17 protein-coding genes and 1 pseudogene are annotated in these 18,078 nt (G+C 63.8%); 4 read left to right on the top strand and 14 right to left on the bottom strand.

The features are described 5' to 3' along the window. Positions 1-39: 39 nt before the first annotated feature. The 9 genes from ACDELDRAFT_RS06820 to ACDELDRAFT_RS06780 form a co-directional block, all read right to left on the bottom strand. Entirely contained in the window at positions 40-1,029 is a 990-nt protein-coding gene (locus ACDELDRAFT_RS06820) for an aldo/keto reductase (protein WP_005794864.1), read from the bottom strand. Between the two features lie 116 nt (positions 1,030-1,145). Beyond that, positions 1,146-1,538: a (R)-mandelonitrile lyase gene (locus ACDELDRAFT_RS06815; protein WP_005794863.1), complete on the bottom strand. Its 393-nt coding sequence runs from the start codon at positions 1,536-1,538 to the stop codon at positions 1,146-1,148. 96 nt (positions 1,539-1,634) lie between these two features. After that, the gene (locus ACDELDRAFT_RS06810; protein ID WP_198403221.1) at positions 1,635-2,615 is read right to left on the bottom strand and encodes an alpha/beta hydrolase; all 981 of its coding nucleotides are present in this window, start codon (positions 2,613-2,615) and stop codon (positions 1,635-1,637) included. Positions 2,616-2,819: 204 nt separating this feature from the next. After that, a complete protein-coding gene (locus tag ACDELDRAFT_RS06805; RefSeq protein WP_005794860.1) occupies positions 2,820-3,488 on the bottom strand; it encodes a carboxymuconolactone decarboxylase family protein in 669 nt (222 codons plus the stop codon). A 115-nt stretch (positions 3,489-3,603) separates the two neighbouring features. After that, positions 3,604-4,071, bottom strand: a complete 468-nt coding sequence (locus ACDELDRAFT_RS06800) for a (R)-mandelonitrile lyase (protein ID WP_005794858.1) — start codon at positions 4,069-4,071, stop codon at positions 3,604-3,606. Between the two features lie 28 nt (positions 4,072-4,099). Further along, positions 4,100-4,459, bottom strand: coding sequence for a hypothetical protein (locus ACDELDRAFT_RS06795; protein WP_005794856.1), 360 nt, complete (start codon positions 4,457-4,459; stop codon positions 4,100-4,102). 277 nt (positions 4,460-4,736) lie between these two features. Continuing rightward, a complete protein-coding gene (locus ACDELDRAFT_RS06790; protein ID WP_081470086.1) occupies positions 4,737-6,086 on the bottom strand; it encodes a replication-associated recombination protein A in 1,350 nt (449 codons plus the stop codon). Between the two features lie 114 nt (positions 6,087-6,200). After that, the gene (locus tag ACDELDRAFT_RS06785; protein WP_005794853.1) at positions 6,201-7,130 is read right to left on the bottom strand and encodes a LysR family transcriptional regulator; all 930 of its coding nucleotides are present in this window, start codon (positions 7,128-7,130) and stop codon (positions 6,201-6,203) included. 3 nt (positions 7,131-7,133) lie between these two features. Next, a complete protein-coding gene (locus ACDELDRAFT_RS06780; protein ID WP_005794851.1) occupies positions 7,134-8,036 on the bottom strand; it encodes a LysR family transcriptional regulator in 903 nt (300 codons plus the stop codon). Between the two features lie 136 nt (positions 8,037-8,172). Between ACDELDRAFT_RS06780 and ACDELDRAFT_RS06775 the strand changes: the two genes are divergently transcribed. Beyond that, positions 8,173-8,757 (top strand): flavodoxin, encoded by a 585-nt coding sequence (locus ACDELDRAFT_RS06775; protein ID WP_040328328.1) that lies wholly within the window; start codon positions 8,173-8,175, stop codon positions 8,755-8,757. A 125-nt stretch (positions 8,758-8,882) separates the two neighbouring features. On the opposite strand, the gene ACDELDRAFT_RS06770 is transcribed toward ACDELDRAFT_RS06775, so the two are convergent. Both ACDELDRAFT_RS06770 and ACDELDRAFT_RS06765 read right to left on the bottom strand, forming a co-directional pair. Next, the gene (locus tag ACDELDRAFT_RS06770; RefSeq protein ID WP_005794848.1) at positions 8,883-10,031 is read right to left on the bottom strand and encodes a metallophosphoesterase; all 1,149 of its coding nucleotides are present in this window, start codon (positions 10,029-10,031) and stop codon (positions 8,883-8,885) included. Positions 10,032-10,159: 128 nt separating this feature from the next. After that, positions 10,160-11,386 (bottom strand): aldo/keto reductase, encoded by a 1,227-nt coding sequence (locus ACDELDRAFT_RS06765; protein ID WP_005794847.1) that lies wholly within the window; start codon positions 11,384-11,386, stop codon positions 10,160-10,162. 292 nt (positions 11,387-11,678) lie between these two features. Here ACDELDRAFT_RS06765 and ACDELDRAFT_RS24980 point away from each other — a divergent pair, with 292 nt between their 5' ends. Then, entirely contained in the window at positions 11,679-11,903 is a 225-nt protein-coding gene (locus tag ACDELDRAFT_RS24980; protein ID WP_157764906.1) for a hypothetical protein, read from the top strand. Here the strand turns inward: ACDELDRAFT_RS24980 and ACDELDRAFT_RS06760 are convergent. From ACDELDRAFT_RS06760 to ACDELDRAFT_RS24975, 3 genes are all read right to left on the bottom strand, one after another. Continuing rightward, positions 11,900-12,916: a zinc-dependent alcohol dehydrogenase family protein gene (locus ACDELDRAFT_RS06760; protein ID WP_005794846.1), complete on the bottom strand. Its 1,017-nt coding sequence runs from the start codon at positions 12,914-12,916 to the stop codon at positions 11,900-11,902. The genes ACDELDRAFT_RS24980 and ACDELDRAFT_RS06760 overlap by 4 nt on opposite strands. 228 nt (positions 12,917-13,144) lie before the next feature. Beyond that, a complete protein-coding gene (locus tag ACDELDRAFT_RS06755) occupies positions 13,145-14,041 on the bottom strand; it encodes a LysR family transcriptional regulator (RefSeq protein WP_005794844.1) in 897 nt (298 codons plus the stop codon). A gap of 43 nt (positions 14,042-14,084) precedes the next feature. Next, positions 14,085-14,438: a hypothetical protein gene (locus ACDELDRAFT_RS24975; protein ID WP_198403220.1), complete on the bottom strand. Its 354-nt coding sequence runs from the start codon at positions 14,436-14,438 to the stop codon at positions 14,085-14,087. A gap of 51 nt (positions 14,439-14,489) precedes the next feature. Between ACDELDRAFT_RS24975 and ACDELDRAFT_RS06750 the strand changes: the two genes are divergently transcribed. Together ACDELDRAFT_RS06750 and ACDELDRAFT_RS06745 are read left to right on the top strand one after the other, a co-directional pair. Further along, positions 14,490-17,693: an efflux RND transporter permease subunit gene (locus ACDELDRAFT_RS06750; protein ID WP_005794842.1), complete on the top strand. Its 3,204-nt coding sequence runs from the start codon at positions 14,490-14,492 to the stop codon at positions 17,691-17,693. A 1-nt stretch (position 17,694) separates the two neighbouring features. Beyond that, a pseudogene (locus tag ACDELDRAFT_RS06745) lies at positions 17,695-18,078 on the top strand (biotin/lipoyl-binding protein); the annotation flags it as partial.

Below are 18,078 nucleotides of genomic sequence, written 5' to 3'. Positions count from 1 at the left end.
TTACTTTCCTCTATGAAGTGAATGGCAAGGAACCAGGCCTCACAGGCCGGTCGCTTTGAGCAGTTGTTCGGGATAACGCTCACCCTCGATCTGGATGGCGGTGGCGGCCGACTGGATTTGTGCCAGGTCGGAGTCGCTCAGCACGACATCGACAGCGCCGAGGTTCTCTTCCAGGCGGTGCAGCTTGGTGGTGCCGGGGATGGGGACGATCCAGGGCTTCTGCGCCAGCAGCCAGGCCAGTGCGATCTGCGCGGGTGTGGCCTGCTTCTCGGTGGCGATGCGCTTGAGAAGGTCGATGAGCGCCTGGTTCTTCTCCATCGCGTCGGGCGTGAAGCGTGGCAGGAGTTTGCGGAAGTCGCCTTCTCCCAACTTGGTGTCCTTGCCCATCGCGCCGGTGAGGAAGCCTTTGCCAAGCGGGCTGTAAGGCACCAGGCCAATCCCCAGTTCCTCGCAGACTTCCAGAATGCCGTTGGTCTCGACGCCGCGTGTCCAGAGCGAGTACTCGTTCTGCAAGGCCGTGATCGGCTGCACGGCGTGGGCGCGGCGCACGGTCTGCGCGGCGGGTTCGGACAGGCCGAAGTGCTTGACCTTGCCCTCGGCTATCAGGTCCTTGACCGCGCCGGCCACGTCCTCGATCGGCACATTCGGATCGACGCGATGCTGGTAGAACAGGTCGATCTGCTCAACACCCAGACGTTTGAGCGATGCGTCGGCGACGGCCTTGATTTGCTCGGGCCTGCTGTTCGTGCCCGCCATCTTGCCATCGACGATGTTGAAGCCGAACTTGGTGGCGATCACCACCTGCTCGCGCACGGGGCGCAGGGCCTCGCCCACGGTTTCTTCGTTGGTGTAGGGGCCATACATCTCCGCCGTGTCGAAAAAGGTGACGCCGCGCTCTACCGCCTGGCGGATCAGCGTGATGCCTTCCTGCCTGCTGACCTTGTGGGCATAGGAGAAGTCCAGGCCCATGCAGCCATAGCCGAGGGCCGAAACTTCCAGACCGTTCTTTCCCAGAATGCGTTTTTTCATGAATGTTCTCCTTTCCAGATAAATGCGGACGTGACCCGACATCACTTGCCGACGCGGGGGCACCAGCAAGCGTTCGAGGAGCGTTCCAGCGTGAGAGAAGGCGAACGCGCCTTGCCTTACTTCGCGCTGTATTCCTCGTCTGTCACGTGTTCCATCCAATCCACCGCCTTGCCGTCCTTCATTTCGGCGATGGCGATGTGGGTCATCGCGCAATCCGGCGATGCGCCGTGCCAGTGTTTTTCATCCGGCTCGATCCAGACGGTGTCGCCGGGGCGGATTTCCTGCACCTGTCCACCGACACGGCCGATGAGGCCGAAGCCAGCGGTCACGAGCAGGGTCTGGCCCAGCGGATGGGTGTGCCAGGCGGTGCGCGCGCCCGGCTCGAAGGTCACGGTCGCTCCGCTCAAGTTGCCGCTGCCGCAGAACGGACAGTCGATGCGCACGGTGCCGGTGAAATACTCGGCCGGGCCCTTGGCCGAAGGGGTGGAACCTGTCTTGGTGATCTTCATATGTGCTCCTGAGGTTGGTGGACGCAACCGTCGCACCTTGAACGGGCGACGAACCGCGGGATCTTGCTAAGGTCGGAGAGCCCCGCGGAACGATGGTCACGCTGCGCGTGTGTCGCCGAGGTGCTGGCGGAAGAAGCCGGTCAGCTTCTCCACCGCCGGGCCGACGTACTGAGGCTTGTCGTACATGTCCACGTGCGTGGCGCCCGGAACGATGAACAGTTCTTTGGGGTTCTGCGCCTTGGCCAGTACGCCATCGCTCCAGAACTTCGTGTCGGCGTTTCCGCCCACGATCAGCAGGATCGGGCGCGGCGAGATCGTTTCGACCTGCGCGAAGGGGAAGAAGGCCATCTGCTGCGCCAGGCTGGTGAATACGTAGTTGCCCGTGGAGTTGGGGTGCTGGCCGCGCGGGGTGCGGTAGTACTCGTAGCCCTCGCGGTATAGCGCTGGGGTCTTGTCGGTGAAGTCGGCGTTGGAGGCAGGTACGGCCAGTGCCATTTGCAAGGGCGCGCCTTGCACTTCCTTGCTGCGCTGCACGGCGATTTCCTTGAGGCGCTGCATGCGTGCCTCATAGGACAGCGTGCCCATCGCCTGGCGCCTGGCGTCGCCCAGATCGAACAGGCTGACCGTGGCGACCGCCTTCACACGCATTTCGGTGGGCGCGTTGCCCAGCGCGTAGCTGCCGCCCGCGCACACACCGAGCGAGCCAATGTTGTCGGCATCCACACCCGGCTGCTGGATCAGGTAGTCGATGGAACTGCTGATGTCGTCGATGTGCTGACCGGGCACTTCCATCAGGCGCGGCTCGCCTCCGCTCTCGCCCTGATAGGACTTGTCGAAGGCCAGCGTGACGAAACCTTGCTCAGCCAAGCGAGCGGCATACAGGCCGGCCGTCTGCTCCTTGACGCCGCCGAAAGGATGGGTGACGACGATGGCCGGGTATTTCTTGCCCGGATCGAATCCTGCGGGCTTGAACACGATGGCGGCGATGCGCGTGCCCAGGGTCCGAGCCGGATAGCTGGCCCGCTCGATCAGGATACCTTTGATGTTGGTGTAGCCGACCACGGCAGGCTGCTTCATGGGTTCAGTTCCTTTGACACTGGTTGTCTGCGCGGATGCGTTCGTGCCCGCCAAAAGTCCTGCGCCCGCCACGGCGGCGCCGGTTACGGCGACGAGCGAGCCGCCGAGAAAGGCGCGGCGGCCTGTTTCTGGTTGATCACGATCCATGATGGGTTCCTTTCAATCGACGCTGACAAGCAGCAACTTGACGCATTCGCGCCGCGTTCAACGTGGCTGGGCGGCCAGCACCTTCGCCAGCGCCTCACTGGCGCGCCGGCCGCTGTCGGCGCCGACACGTTCGCCCAGCACCTGCACGGCTTGCTGCATCTGCTTGGCCGTCAGGCCCGTGTTCATGCTGTAGCCCACATGCCCTTGCAGTTGCGCTTCGGCGCCCGGCAGCGCCGACAACATGCCGACGGTTGCCAACTCTCGGCTTTGCCAGTCGAGGTTGTCGCGCTCGAAGATGGCGCCGAACAAGTGGGCTTGTAGGTATTCGGCGATGGCGGGCGCGAAGTCCTGGACCGCTCCCGTGACCGGGCGGCCGACGAGCTTGGTTTGATTGGCCGTACCAGCGGCGCGCAACGCATCGCCCTTGGGAATGGGGCGGCTGGGCTCGCGCCCCGGCGCATCCTGAATGCCGCGTTGCTTACGTTGGTCCAGCACCTTCATCAGCTCTGTGAGCGCATTGAGACTGCGCGGAAAACCCGCATAGGCGTAGAGCTGCACCAGCACTTCACGCGCATCGCTGATGGTCAGGCCGGCGTCGAGTCCCTGATTCAGGGCAGTGTTGAGCTTGGCGATATCGCCCGCTGCGGCGAACGCCGTGATCGGCAGGATCGCTTGCTGCTGCGCGCTGAGAGTGTCGGCGGCGGGGGCCGTGCTCTGCGTGGTCATGGTTCGAGGCTCCTGTGCGTGTGTGCCTGATGTACTTTGAGCGGCGGCACTGCCGCAGGCCGTCGCTACGCCCAAGGCGAACGTCAGTACGATCGCCGGGGAGGCAGCGCGGCGTTCAACGGGCGTTGTATTGGTCATCGCTCACCAACTCCTTCCAGTCCGTGCTCTTGCCGTCCTTCACGTAAGCGACGGCGTAGTGGCTCATGCGGTTGTCTTTCGCTGCCCCGTGCCAGTGGTTGACGCCGGCCTCGATCCAGACCACGTCGCCTGCCTTGATCTCGCGCCTTGGCTGACCTTCTTCCTGCACCCAGCCCTTCCCGTCCGTGACGATGAGCAGTTGGCCAACCGGATGCGTATGCCAAGCCGTGCGCGCGCCGGGCATGAAATTGACCAGGCCGACACTGCCTGGCTTGCCGCTGTCGCCTGCAGCCTTGATGTCTACCGAGACCTGACCGGAGAAGTTCTCAGTCGCGCCGATCATCGTGGGGGTGCTGCCAGCGGGCGCGATCTTGATGCCTTCGGCCTGTGCCGATGCGGCACTCATCAGTAAGGTGGCGCCGGCGGCAATGAGATGTCTCTTCATGAATGGTCCTTTCGGGTTGCGTTGAGAATCACGGGGCTTCGGACACGGCCGACTGGCTCGCCGTCTGGTGGATGAGTTCGAGGGCGGCGCCCTCCGAAGGGAGAAATCCTGCTGGCCCTTGGCTGCGCCGGGTCGTGCGTTCGCCCAGGAAGGGGTCGTATCCTGTCCCGACCGGCAGCCCATCGTGGTCGAAGCTGTGCGGCGTATGGTGGGTCTGCGCCGTATTGCGGCCGAGCATCCGTGCCTGGGTATCGAGCTGGCCGCTGATGTCGTAGTAGCAGGCCGTGGCGTCGTCCAGGGTCCGGCCGCCGCGAGGCAGGTTCCAGTGATCGCCCTCGATGCGTCCATCGAGGGCGCTCATCGTGTGGCAAATGATCTGGGGACGCATGCAGACTCCGATTCAAAGAGGCCCCAAGGCAGGCTGTGCCGCTCATTGGCTCTTTGTGTCGGAGCGTTCGCAGTGTTCAGCCTGACATTCGAGGTGACGTTGGCAGCAGCGGCGAGACAGACCGTCTTCGCCAATTGCACTTCATTCTTCGAAATGGTATGGAGAATGGCGACCGGGATAAAGGTGCCAATTCCGCATGAACTCTTGAATTGAATTCATGAGTGACGCCGGTGTCGACGTCCCCAAAGGCCTGCTTCCAAGCCTGTGCCGGCCGAGTCTAGCCTTGGCGCTCCAGCGCTTCTTCGCGGGCGCTGCGCAGATGGTCGAGTTTTTCCTTGATGCGAATTTCAAGGCCCCGCTCGACCGGAAGATAGTACACACGCTCGCCCAGCGATTCAGGAAAGCACGTCTGATCCAGCGCCACGCCACCAGGCACGTCGTGGTCGTACTGGTAGCCTTTGGCGTAGCCCAACTGCTCCATCAGCCGGGTCGGCGCATTGCGCAGGTGCAAGGGGACGTCAGCCGTGCCATGCGTCCGTACTTCCTGCCTGGCATGGGCGAAGGCCATGCTCGCCGCGTTGGATTTAGCGGCGCAGGCCAGATAGATCGCCAATTGCGCAAAGGCCATCTCGCCTTCCACGCCGCCGATGCGCTCGTAGATTTGCCACGCTTCCAGCGCCATGCTTTGCGCGCGCGGATCGGCCAGGCCAATGTCGTCCAATGCCATGCACGTCAGGCGCCGTCCGAGATAGGCGGGATCGCAGCCGCCATCGAGCATGCGCGCCAGCCAGTACAGCGCCGCATCCGGGTTAGAACTGCGCACGCTCTTGTGAAGGGCAGAAATCTGGTCGTAGAACTGCTCGCCGCCCTTGTCGAAGCGACGGGTACGGTCTGCCAGCACCTGCGCCAGGGTCTGTGGCGTGATGTGCCCGTCCTCGTCGCTGGCCAGTTCGGCGGCGATCTCCAGCAGCGTCAATGCCCGGCGGACGTCGCCATCGGCGGCGCGCGCAATCTCGCCGAGCGACTCGTCCGAAACCTGCACGCCCTCGCTGCCTAACCCGCGCTCGCCGTCGTCCAGCGCCAGGCGCAGAGCCTGCACGATGTCCTGGGCGCTGACGGCTTCCAGCACATGCACCCGGCAGCGCGACAGAAGCGCCGAGTTCAGCTCGAAGGACGGGTTCTCCGTCGTGGCTCCGACGAAAAGGATGGTCCCGCGTTCGATGTGCGGCAGGAACGCATCCTGCTGTCCCTTGTTGAACCGATGGACCTCATCGACGAACAGCACAGTGCGCCGGCCTTGTGCGAAGCGCTGCGCTGCTTCGGCCAGCACCTGCCGCACTTCGGGCAGCCCCGTCAGCACGGCAGAGATCGCACGGAACTCGGCGTCGGCGTAACGGGCCAGCAGCAGCGCCAGCGTGGTCTTGCCGCAGCCGGGCGGTCCCCACAGCACCATCGAATGTACTCGTCCGGCTTCGACGGCGCGCCGTAACGCCGAGCCTGGCGCCAGCAGACGCCGCTGCCCGACCATCTCATCGAGCGAACGCGGCCGCATGCGCTCGGCCAGCGGACGCAGATGATCGGAAGTCGCGCTCAGCAAGTCGGTGGAAGGAGGGAATGGCGTTCGCATCGAATCTATAACCTGTTCTCAGTGCATCGTTCGCGTGGGCCGCGACCGCGCGGCAATCTTCCAGGAGCGCCGGGCGTGCCGAGGCCTCACAGTCCATCCATATACACAGCGTCATCAGCGCTTCTTCGCACCCGGCTGTCTGCGTGGCTCCCGGTGCCTCAAAGCCTCGACGACGACCGACATCGCACTGGAGGGATGGAGGCGACTCGGGTAGTAGAGGTAGTACCCGGGATACGGCTGGCACCAATCGTCCAGTACACGCACCAGGCGTCTCGCCGCGATGTCTTCCAGCACCATGTCTTCGGGGACGAAGGCCAGGCCATAACCAGCCAGTGCTGCCCTCACAATGGACGTGGTGCTGTTGAACACCCACTGCCCGGCAACGCGGAAATTAATCTCCTTGCCATGCTTGTCGAAATCCCACGGCAGGAGGCTGCCGTGCGTGGGCAGGCGCAGGTTGATGCAGTTGTGCTGGGCCAGATCATGCGGTGTGGCGGGCTTGGGATACTTGGTGAAGTAGCCGGGCGATCCCACGACAGCCATGCGCAGGTCGGGACTGACGCGCACGGCGATCATGTCCTTGGCCACCTGATCGCCCAGGCGAACGCCCGCATCGAAGCGCTGCGAAACGATGTCCGACAGGGCGTAGTCCACGGTGATCTCCACGTGGATATCGGGATAGTCGTGCAGGACCTGGGACAGCTTGGGCCACAGCACACTGTTGGCGGCGTGTTCGGCCGCGGTGATGCGAATGGTTCCGGCGGGCTTGTCCCGCATCTCCGCCACCGCAGCGACCTCGGCGTCGATCTCCTCGAAGCGTGGGGAGACGCTGGCGTAGAGCCGTTCGCCCATCTCGGTCGTGGAAATCTTGCGGGTCGTGCGCGTCAGCAGACGCACGCCCAGCCGGGCTTCCAGCCCCTTGATGGCATGGCTCAACGCCCCGGGCGATACGCCAAGCAGCGCGGCCGCCCGCGTGAAGCTGCCTTCGCGCACCACATGGACGAAGGCCAGCACATCGTTGAAGGGGTCGTTGCTGCGAGGCATCCCTCATTTCCTCTTGGCAGGCAGGCGCAGTGCGTCGATCAACACCGACATGGCGCGCGAAGGCTGGCTGCGATTGGGGTAGCAAATGTGGTAGCCGGGGAATGCCGGACACCAATCCATCAGGACTTGCCGCAGCCGCCCTTGGGTAACGTAAGGCCGCGCCATGTCTTCCAGCACATAGCCCAAGCCGAATCCGGCGAGCGCCGCATCGAGGATCTGCATGGGCTCGTTGAAGACCAGTTGCCCCTCTACGTGGGCATTGACGCGCTGCTTGCCCTTCTTCAGTTCCCAGGCATAGAGGCCGCCCCGGCTCATCAAACGCAAGTTGATGCACGAGTGATGGATCAGGTCCTGCGGAGTCTTGGGCGCAGGATACTGGGCCAGATAGGCGGGAGAGGCGACGATCGCAACCGGCATGTCGGCGCTGATGCGTACTGCGGTGGTATCACCCGTCAGCGTGTCGCCCAGGCGTACCCCCATGTCGTAGCGCTCGGTGACGATTTCTGCGAGCCGGGATTCGACAATCATCTCGACTTTGATGCCCGGGTACTCGGGCAGCAGTTTGGCCAGCTTGGGCCAGAGCACCGTCCTGGCCGCATGTTCGGTTGTCGTGATCCGCACTGTCCCAGCCGGCTTGTCGCTCAGTTCTCCGATCGCCGTCAGTTCCGCCTCGATTTCCTGGAACCGCGGCGCCACGTTCTGCATCAGGCGTTCGCCCGCCACGGTTGGAGAGACGCTGCGCGTCGTGCGGGTGAGCAGTCGAACCCCCAGCCTGGCCTCCAGCGCCCGAATCGTGTGGCTGAGTGCCGACTGGGAAACCCCGAGCTGGGCCGCCGCGCGAGTAAAACTCTTCTCGCGCGCCACAGCCATGAAGGCCAGCAGGTCGTTGTAATTCGCTCCAGCCATTGATGAAATAGACTCAAAAGTGTTTACTGATTTTACCAGCTAGTCATCTGAATGTAAGGCTCCTATATTGAGAAAGATACAGAGCTGCGCCTTTGAGAATAGGCATCTCTGCACTTCTTGAGCACGGATGAACGTCATGACACCTCCTCACAACACTTCCCGTCGAACGATCCTGGCTGCGCTGGGTGCACTTCCCATCGGTGCGGCAGCCGGTGCCTTCGCCAACGACAGTCACGCGCAGCCCAGCACTTCCAAAGTGTTGGTGGCCTACTTTTCTCGAACGGGGAACACCCGCGTGATCGCAAGGCAGATCCAGCGGGCGCGCAATGCCGATCTGTTTGAAATCCTGCCGGTCACGCCGTACCCGGAAGACTATGAGCAGACCGTCGCGCAGTCCCAGCGTGAGCGCGACAGTAACTTCGAGCCGGCGCTGCAGGATCGAGTGACGAACATCTCGCACTACGACACGGTGTTCCTGGGTTTCCCGATCTGGAGCCAGACGGCGCCGCCGGTGATTCGCTCATTTCTTTCGGCACATGATCTGACGGGCAAGACCTTGATCCCCTTCATCACACATGGCGGCTACGGCTTGGGCAACAGCCTTTCCGTCGTTGCCAGACATGCGCCAGGAGCACGAGTCGCCGACAAGGCGCTTTCGATGGAGGCAGACCAGGAAAGGCGCACCTTGGATCAGGTGACGAAATGGCTCCAAGGCAAATAAGCGACATTAACGCGAGCATTGAGTTGCGCCTCGTCGGCGATGCCGAGGATGGGAACAGCCGCATGCAAGCTCGCCGTGCATGAGGAGTTCCCGCAGGCGATCGGCGACACGACGGACAAGCAGCGCTATGCGCCGTTTGCTCGGACACCCCCCACCGAGCGCAGCGTGATCTCGGTGATTTCCGATGGACGCCCCAAGCGCAGCGGGAAGCCTGGCCACAACCCTGCGCCATTGCTGACATAGAGGTGCATGGCATCGATGCGGTATAGGCCCGAGACATAACCGTCGTTGGCCCACTGTGTGACCCAGTGCAGTCCCAGCACTTGCCCGCCGTGCGTGTGCCCGGAAAGTTGCAGGTCTGCACCGGCGCGGGCATTGTCCTGCGCGCCGGGAGGCCGGTGGCTGAGCAGGATGACGGCGGCCTCCTGAGGGACTCCTGCGAGTGCTGCCCCAATATCGGGCATTGGCTGGCCGAAAGGTGCCGCAGCGCGGTCAGTGATGCCAGCCAGCACGAACTCCGCTCCTGCGCCGGCGATGGTCACGTGCTCGTTGAGCAACATGCGCACTCCCAGGCGCTCGAAGTGCTCAAGCCACTGCTGGTACTCGGCGTAGTACTCGTGATTGCCGGGAATCGCGTACACGCCGTGTCCCGCTGTGAGATCCCGCAGCGGCTCGACGTCGTGGGTGCGCATGCCCACCGTGCCATCGACCAGATCGCCCGTGATGACGATCAGGTCGGGATTGAGGGCGTTGGTCCGAGCGACGACGGCCTCCATCCACGGCCGTTGCAGCAAGCGGCTGGCATGCAGGTCGGTAAGTTGAACCAGGCGAAATCCGTCCAGTTCAGGCGGAAGTTGCGCCAATTGGACTTCGATGTTCCGGACCTCGGGCACTCTCACCGCTTGCCAGGTCCCGATGGCCGCCAGCAGCAACGCGGCAGCACCGATGCCGGCACGCAGGCTTGGCGTGGCGAGCACGGTGTGGCCCACGCGCCTGAACAAGGGGTACGCCAGCAAGCCGAATAGATCCAGCGCCAGCAGCAACAAAGCGGCAAGAATGAGGGCGCCGAAAGCACACCCAAGCACCATCAGCACCGGGGCAGGCAGTTCGGGAGAAGCCAGCGAGCCGAAGAAGTTGCGTGTCACGAGATGATGCTGGGATGCCAGCACGATCAAGGCGCAAATAGTCCATTTGACAGGGGCGGGCCAACGCTGACACCACACCAGCCGGCAAGAAACATAAAGGGCCAGCAGCCCCGCGATCACATGAAACACAATGCTGTCATCTCTTCCACGTGGAACACTCAGTCATGGATTGAGCGCGGCGCGACTTCACTGCGCCGTGCGATCCCAGGGGTGCCGCTCGAAGTGAGCGGCACTTCTCATGCACGAGCTTGCGCGTGTCAGCGCGTGCCCGGCAAAGCGGCTTCCACATCCGACATCTGCAATAGCCCCTCGCGAAGCCTGGCACCTTGCACGTCAATCGCCGCAAGGGCGGTATTGAACTCGCTCAGTTCTTCCGGGGTGAACGTGACATTGATGGCACCGAGGTTCTCGTCCAAGTGGACGGCATTGGTCGTGCCCGGTATCGGCACGATCCAGGGGCGTTGGGCCAGGAGCCAGGCGAGCGATATCTGTGCCGGCGTTGCTTGCTTTCGTTGACCCCAATCACGTGCCAGGTCGAGCAATGCCAAGTTCGTCTTCAGCGCTTGCGGCGTGAAGCGAGGGTTGGTGGCGCGATAGTCGCTTTCGTCGAAGCGGCTTTCCGCGTTGAGCGCGCCGGCGAGCAGCCCGGCACCCAGCGGCGTCCAAGGCACCAGGCCGATACCGAGTTCCTGGCACAGGTCCAGCAGTCCGTTCTCCGGCCCGCGCCACAGCAGTGAGTACTCGTTCTGTATGGCGGCGACGGGCAGCACGGCATGCGCCCGGCGTACCGTCTGCAAGCCGGGCTCTGACAGGCCGAAGTGTTTGACCTTGCCGGCAGCGACCAGATCCTTCACGGTGCCTGCGACGTCCTCAATCGGCACCTGCGGGTCAACGCGATGCTGATACAGCAGATCGATGCGGTCAGTGCGCAGGCGCGTGAGCGATTCGTCCACCACCTTTCGGATATGTTCCGGCCGGCTGTTGACCGCGCCGATGCGGCGCCCGCTCGGGTACTCGATGCCGAAGCCGAACTTGGTCGCGATCACTACTTGATTCCGGTATGGGGCAAGTGCCTCGCCGACCAGTTCTTCGTTGACGAACGGGCCGTAGACTTCGGCGGTATCGAAGAAGTCCACGCCGCGGTCGATAGCGGTATGGATGAGCCGGATCATCTCCGTCTTGTCCTTCGGCGGGTTGTACTGGCGGCCGTTCATGCTCATGCAGCCCAAGCCGATGGCTGAGACCTCCAGCGCGCCCAGACGCCGACGGGCATCTCGCAGAGACATGTGTGGCGCACTGACCGCGGCGGGGGGCGCGCCACTTGGCGATGCATCACCACTGATACTGGACCGAGAACAGCCGACCAGCCCGCCCAGCAGCGGCGCAGCCACGAGGCCGGTGCCTGCGGCAAGCACTCTTCGCCGGCTCCAGCCGGTGGGCATGGCGTCTTGCGATTCGTTATCGGGTCGGCGTCGATCGTTCATCGGAATTCCTCAATGGATGGGTGCTTCGCACCGGCTCAGACTATCGGGCCGGACGACAGACGGTTGCCCTGCATCGCGATGGCCGCTGCGGCGGCGTTGAACGCCTGCGACTCGTCCTCGCAGACGCGGATGGCCCCGGCTGTCCTCAAAGTGCGATGGATGGGTCGTGCCCGGCACTGCGCAGAACCAAGCCGGCGCGAGAACGCTGCACGGCAATGGCATCACTGAATCTAAAGAACCGCTGGCTCCGTGATAAGAGCGCAAAATCCGCATGCGGTCATGAGTTCAATTCATGGGTGAAGTTGATGCCGTCGGTGGTGCGGTAGGCTCGATGTCCGCATACTGGAAGACTTGGGACGGATCGCACGACGGCTGGGAAGCTCGACGCTCGCCAGCCCGCCGATGGGGGAATTCCGAAACAGGCCTTGTTCGACTTCTGCGCGAAGAAGAACAAAGCAAACGCCGCGCGATGACGACCAGTGCAGTCGTCATCGTGCGCCGCTTCGGCCCCGCCTAGACGCGCAGCAGGGTCTTGATCGCGCGGCGCTCGTCCATCGCGCGGTAGCCCTCAGCGACGTCGGCCAGCGGCAGGGTCAGGTCGAACACCTTGCCCGGTTCGATCTTGCGTTCCAGCACCAGGTCCATCAGGTGGGGCAGGAATCGACGCACGGGGGCTGGACCGCCGAAAAGGCTTTTCTGGGCGAAGAACAGGCTCTGGCCGTCAAGCTGCACGCCGTGCGGCACACCAACGAAACCCACCGAGCCACCGGGGCGCGCACATTCGATCGCCTGGCTCATCGACTCCTGCGTGCCCACGCACTCCAGCACCGATTCAGCGCCAACACCCTTGGTCAGTTGCTTGATGCGGGCTACTCCTGCCTCGCCGCGCTCGGAAACGATGTCGGTGGCGCCGAACTCCAGCGCCAGGTCCTGGCGGGTCTTGTGGCGGCTCATCGCGATGATGCGTTCGGCGCCCATTTGCTTGGCTGCCAGCACGCCCATCAGGCCGACCGCGCCATCACCGACGACCACGACCGTCGTGCCCGGCTGCACGTGCGCGGCATCGGCTGCATACCACCCGGTGCCGAGCACGTCCGACACCGCCAGCAGGCTGGGGATCAGGTCGTCTGGCGGCAATTCGGCAGTCGCCACCAGGGTGCCATCGGCCAGCGGCACCCGCGCCAGCGGCGCCTGAGCACCCGTCATGAACTCGCGCTGCTCGCAGGAGGACTGGAAGCCGAACCGGCAGTGCGGGCAGGTGTTGTCCGAGAGGCAGAAGGAACCGACCACAAACTGACCAGGGCGCACGCTGGTGACTTCGCTGCCGACTTCTTCGACGATGCCGCAATACTCGTGGCCCATCGCCATCGGCGCGCTGACGTCGTTGAGCCCGCGAAACGGCCACAGGTCGGAGCCGCAAATGCAGGTAGCCGACAGGCGGATGATGGCATCGGTCGGCTTGAGGATTTCGGGCTCGGGGACGTCTTCATAGCGCACGTCTCGGGGCCCATAGAGCATGGTGGCCAACATGGTGTGTGTTCCTTCTCAGAATGGAATGATCGAACCCCCGCGGGCGAAGGCATGAAGCCCGCGCTGCACGACAGGATGAAAGAGCTGGGCACCTGCCTCGATCATGGGCCGGTGCGATCATTCATCATAGGAAACAAGCCGCCGAAGGATTAGAGGCCCAATTACGCATGTATTCATGATCTGGCCTCATGAATTGTCTCTGACCTGCATATGGGGTGCGCTATTCGCTCAGGTAGCGCTGTGGCGCAGCGCCTCAACGATGACCTGCAACACTGGTGAGAACTGCCGGCGGTTGGCGTAGTACAGGTGATAGCCGGGGAATGGTTGGCACCACGCATCGAGCACGCGAATCAGCCGGCCCGCAGCGATGTGTTCCAGCACCATGTCCTCCGGCAGGAAGGCCAGGCCGCAGCCATCGAGAGCCGCGCGCAGAACGGGAGAACTGCTGTTGAACACCCATTGGCCTTCCACGCGCACGTTCAATTCCTGCCTGCCATTGGACAGTTCCCAAGCGTAGATCCCGCCGTATGTGGGCAGGCGCCGGTTGATGCAATTGTGGTCGGCCAGATCGTGCGGATTGCGGGGTTGGTTGCGTGCTGAGAAATAGGCTGGCGAGCCGACCACTGCCATGCGCAGATCCGGGCCAATGCGCACCGCGATCATGTCCTTGGCGACCTGATCGCCCAGCCGGACCCCTGCGTCGTAGCGCTGCGCGACGATATCGGTGAGCGCGTAGTCGATGTTGATTTCCGCCTTGATGTCCGGATAGTCCGGAAGCACCTTCGACAGTTTGGGATACAGGACGGTGATCGCGGCGTGCTCCGCTGCGCTGATGCGGATCGCGCCGGCAGGCTTGTCGCGAAACTCGCTGACGGCGGTCAGTTCGGCATCGATTTCCTCAAAGCGAGGGGCTATGGACTGGAACAGTCTCTCACCCGCTTCGGTGGGTGCAATGCTGCGTGTCGTCCGAGTCAGCAGGCGGACCCCAAGCCGCTCCTCCAGACCCCGCATGGTGTGACTCAAGGCCGACTGAGAAACGCCGAGCACGGCTGCCGCCTTCGTAAAGCTGCCCTCGCGGGTAACCGTGACAAAAGCGATTAAGTCATTGAAGTTCTCTCTTGCCATTTATGAAGCCACCTCATATAGGTATTCATATTATGCCATCTAATCAAATGCGACTGCCGTCTGTACAGTCGCGTTTGAGCCCGTCGTGGCATGCGGCGGAAGGCCCGTTCGGCCTTTCAATGATGCGCACTGAAATGCGAAGAACCCAGGTCTCAAGAATCGTCGTGATCGCCTTGTGAGCCTGCTGCAAGCGGGGGGAGACATCGCATGTCTCAATGGCGCTCTCGATCTCGATGAGCCATGCAGGATTCGCATCTTCTGGAAGACGCCGTGCTTCGCTGACTCTTGCGCGTGTGGTGAGCTGTGCGGCCATTCGGCCGAAGGGCACGCCCTCAAGATTCTGTTCGACTGCCCAGGCATGGCCTTGGATGCCTCGGCATGGCGGTCGCGATTTCATCGTCTATTCCCAAAGGAGTCTCTGGATGACCGACCGCATCGGAGCCGCGCAATGCTGATGCGCATCGTGCTCGTCGCCCTGCGGCGGCCCTATACCTTCGTCGTCATGGCACTGCTGATCCTCATCGGCGGCATCCTGACCATGTTGCGCACGCCGACTGACATCTTCCCTGAAATCCGCATCCCGGTGATCGCCACAGCATGGCAGTACACGGGCCTGCCGCCGGACGAGATGGCTGGACGCATCACCTCGCCGTTCCAGCGCATCCTCAGCGCCTCGGTCAACAACATCGAGCGGATCGAAGCCAACACCTATCCGGGTGTGGGCATTGTCAAGATCTTCTTCCAGCCCGGCGTGGACGTGGCCACCGCCAACGCGCAGATCACCGCAGCCTCTCAGGTGGCACTGCGGCAGATGCCTGCGGGCATTCAGCCGCCGGTGATCCTCAACTACAACGCCGCCACCGTGCCGATCGTGCAGTTGGCCCTCTCGGGCGAAGGCATGACCGAGCAGGAACTGTTCGACCTGGGCATGAACACGGTGCGCACGCCGCTGATCACGGTGCCCGGCGCAGTCATCCCGCTGCCCTACGGTGGCGTGCAACGGCAGGTGCAGATCGATCTGAAGCCCGAGGCCCTGCAGGCCCGTGGGCTATCGGCGCAGGACGTATCTGCCGCGCTGGCCGCGCACAATGTGCTCACTCCCATCGGCACGCAAAAGATCGACGATCGCGAGTACACCCTGCAGCTCAACAGTGCGCCCTCCGCGATTGCGGAGATCGGCGAGCTGCCGGTCAAGGTGGTCAATGGCGCGACGATCTACCTGCGCGACGTGGCCGACGTGCGCGACGGCAACGCGCCGCAGACCAACATCGTGCATGTGGACGGCAACCGCTCAGTGCTGATGACCGTGCTCAAGAGTGGTTCGGCCTCCACGCTGGCGATTGTCGATGGCATCCGCGCCATGCTCGACGATATGCGTGCCGCGCTGCCCGAGGCGCTGCGCGTGGTACCGATCAACGACCAGTCGGTGTTCGTGCGCGCGGCAGTGCAAGGTGTGGCCTTGGAAGCGGTCATCGCCGGCACCATGACCAGCCTGATGATCCTGCTGTTCCTGGGAAGTTGGCGCTCCACTGTCATCATCGCCATCTCCATTCCGCTGTCCATCCTCGGCTCGATCATGGCGCTGGCGGCGTTGGGCCAGACCATGAACCTCATGACACTGGGCGGCCTGGCGCTGGCGATCGGCATCCTGGTGGACGATGCCACGGTGACCATCGAGAACGTCAACTGGCATCTCGAACAGGGAAAGGACGTGGAGACCGCCATCCTCGACGGCGCGCGGCAGATCGTCGCCCCGGCCTTCGTCTCGCTGCTGTGCATCTGCATCGCCTTCGTGCCGATGTTCTTCCTTGACGGCGTGTCGCGCTTCCTGTTCGTGCCGATGGCGCTGTCGGTGATCTTCGCGATGGTCTGCTCGTTCATCCTCTCGCGCACCTTGGTGCCGACGATGGCCAAGTACCTGCTCAGGCCGCATGCGCCGCATACCGACCTGCACGGCAACGATGAGGCGCTGCCGCCATCGCGCAATCCGCTGGTGCGCTTCCAGCGTCGCTTCGAGGCCCGCTTCGAGCGCTTCCGCGACGGCTACCGCAACCTGCTGCAAGCTGCGCTGGCAAACCGCAAGCGCTTCCTGGTCGGCTTCGTGGTCGTGATCGCGGCGTCGTTCTCGCTGGTGCCGTTCCTCGGCGCTAATTTCTTCCCCTCGGTGGATTCCGGCCAGGTGCTCATGCACGTGCGCCTGCCCGTAGGCACCCGGGTGGAGGAAACCGCATCGCGCTTCGCAGAGATCGAGCGGGCGATCCGCCGTGTCATCCCGTCCGAGCAGATCGAGACGCTGGTGGACAACATCGGCCTGCCGCCGAGCAACATCAACCTGACCTACAACAACACCGGCGTGATGGGGCCGCAGGACGGCGACTTCCAGATCGCTCTGCGAGACGGCAGCCTACCGACCGCTGACTACGTGAAAGAGTTGCGCAAGGTGCTGCCGGAACAGTTCCCCGACGCAACCTTCTCCTTCCCGCCGGCCGACATCGTCAGTCAGATCCTCAACTTCGGTGCCCCGGCGCCTATCGACATCCAGGTGCGCGGCGCCAATCTCGACGGGAATTTCGCCTATGCGCAGGGCCTGCTCAAACGCATCCGCACCATTCCAGGCGTAGCCGATGCGCGTATCCAGCAGTCGAACCAAGCGCCCAAGTTCGATGTGGCGCTGGACCGTACTCAGGCGCAGCTGCTGGGGCTGACCACGCGCGACGTGACCAACAGCCTGGTAACCAACCTCGCTGGCAGCAGCCAGGTGGCGCCCACGTTCTGGCTGAATCCGGCCAACGGCGTGAGCTACCCGATCGTGATCCAGACCCCGCAGCGCGATCTGGATTCGCTGGCCGCGTTGTCCAATCTGCCAGTGGGCAGCGGCACGGCCAGCGGCGACACGACGCTGGGCGGTGTGGCGACGTTCACGCGCGGCAACGCCAATGCGCTCGTGAGCCAGTACAACATCCAGCCAATGGTGCAGATCCATGCCGCAACGCAGGATCGCGATCTGGCTGCGGTGGCCGCCGATATCCGCAAGGCGCTGGCCGACACCGCAGGCGATGTACCGCGCGGCTCTACCGTGCAACTGATGGGTCAGGTAGACACCATGGATCGTGCGTTCTCGGGGCTGTTCTTCGGCCTGATCGGTGCCATCGTGCTGATCTACTTCCTGATCGTGGTGAACTTCCAGTCCTGGCTGGACCCGGCGGTGATCGTCTCGGCGCTGTCGGCGGCGCTGGCCGGCATCATCTGGATGCTGTTTGCCACCGACACCACGCTGTCGGTGCCGGCGCTGACCGGCGCCATCATGTGCATGGGGGTGGCCACCGCCAACAGCGTGCTGGTCACCAGCTTCGCCCGCGAGCGCCTGGCCGAACTGGGTGATGCCACCGCGGCCGCACTGGAAGCCGGTTTCGTGCGCTTCCGCCCGGTGCTGATGACCGCGCTGGCGATGATCATCGGCATGCTGCCGATGGCTCTGGGCGTGGGCGAAGGCGGCGAGCAGAACGCGCCGCTGGGCCGCGCCGTGATCGGCGGCCTGCTGTTCGCCACCGTCGCCACCCTGATGTTCGTGCCGGTGCTGTTCAGCCTGGTGCATGGCCGGCCTTCCGGCCGCCCCGAATCTGCGCCCCAGCCGGCCCTTGGAGCTTCCTGACATGACCCACGCTTCCGTTTCCAGGCGCCGCCGCTACCTGCCCGCGCTCATCCTCATCGCGGTGGCGGCGGCCATCGTGGTCACCGGCCTCGTGACCCGTTGGTCGCGTGCCGAGCAGTTGCGGGAAGATGCGCAGACCCAGAGCGTTCGCACGGTGGCCGTGATCTTGCCGTCCCCGATCGAAGGCAGCGCGCTCGCACTGCCGGGCCGCATCGAAGCCTGGTCGCGTGCGCCGATCTATGCCCGCGTCAGCGGCTACCTCAAGCGCTGGTCGCGCGACATCGGCGAGCCAGTCAAGGCCGGACAGGTGCTGGCCGAGATCGACACGCCCGACGTGGATCAGGAGCTTCAGCAGGCGCGCGCCGAGCTGGCCCGCGCGCGCAGC

This window comes from Acidovorax delafieldii 2AN, from assembly GCF_000175235.1.
Lineage (GTDB): Bacteria > Pseudomonadota > Gammaproteobacteria > Burkholderiales > Burkholderiaceae_C > Acidovorax > Acidovorax delafieldii_B.
The sequence above is the reverse complement of the archived record's forward strand: the minus strand, read 5'-3'. Positions and strand labels throughout refer to the sequence as shown.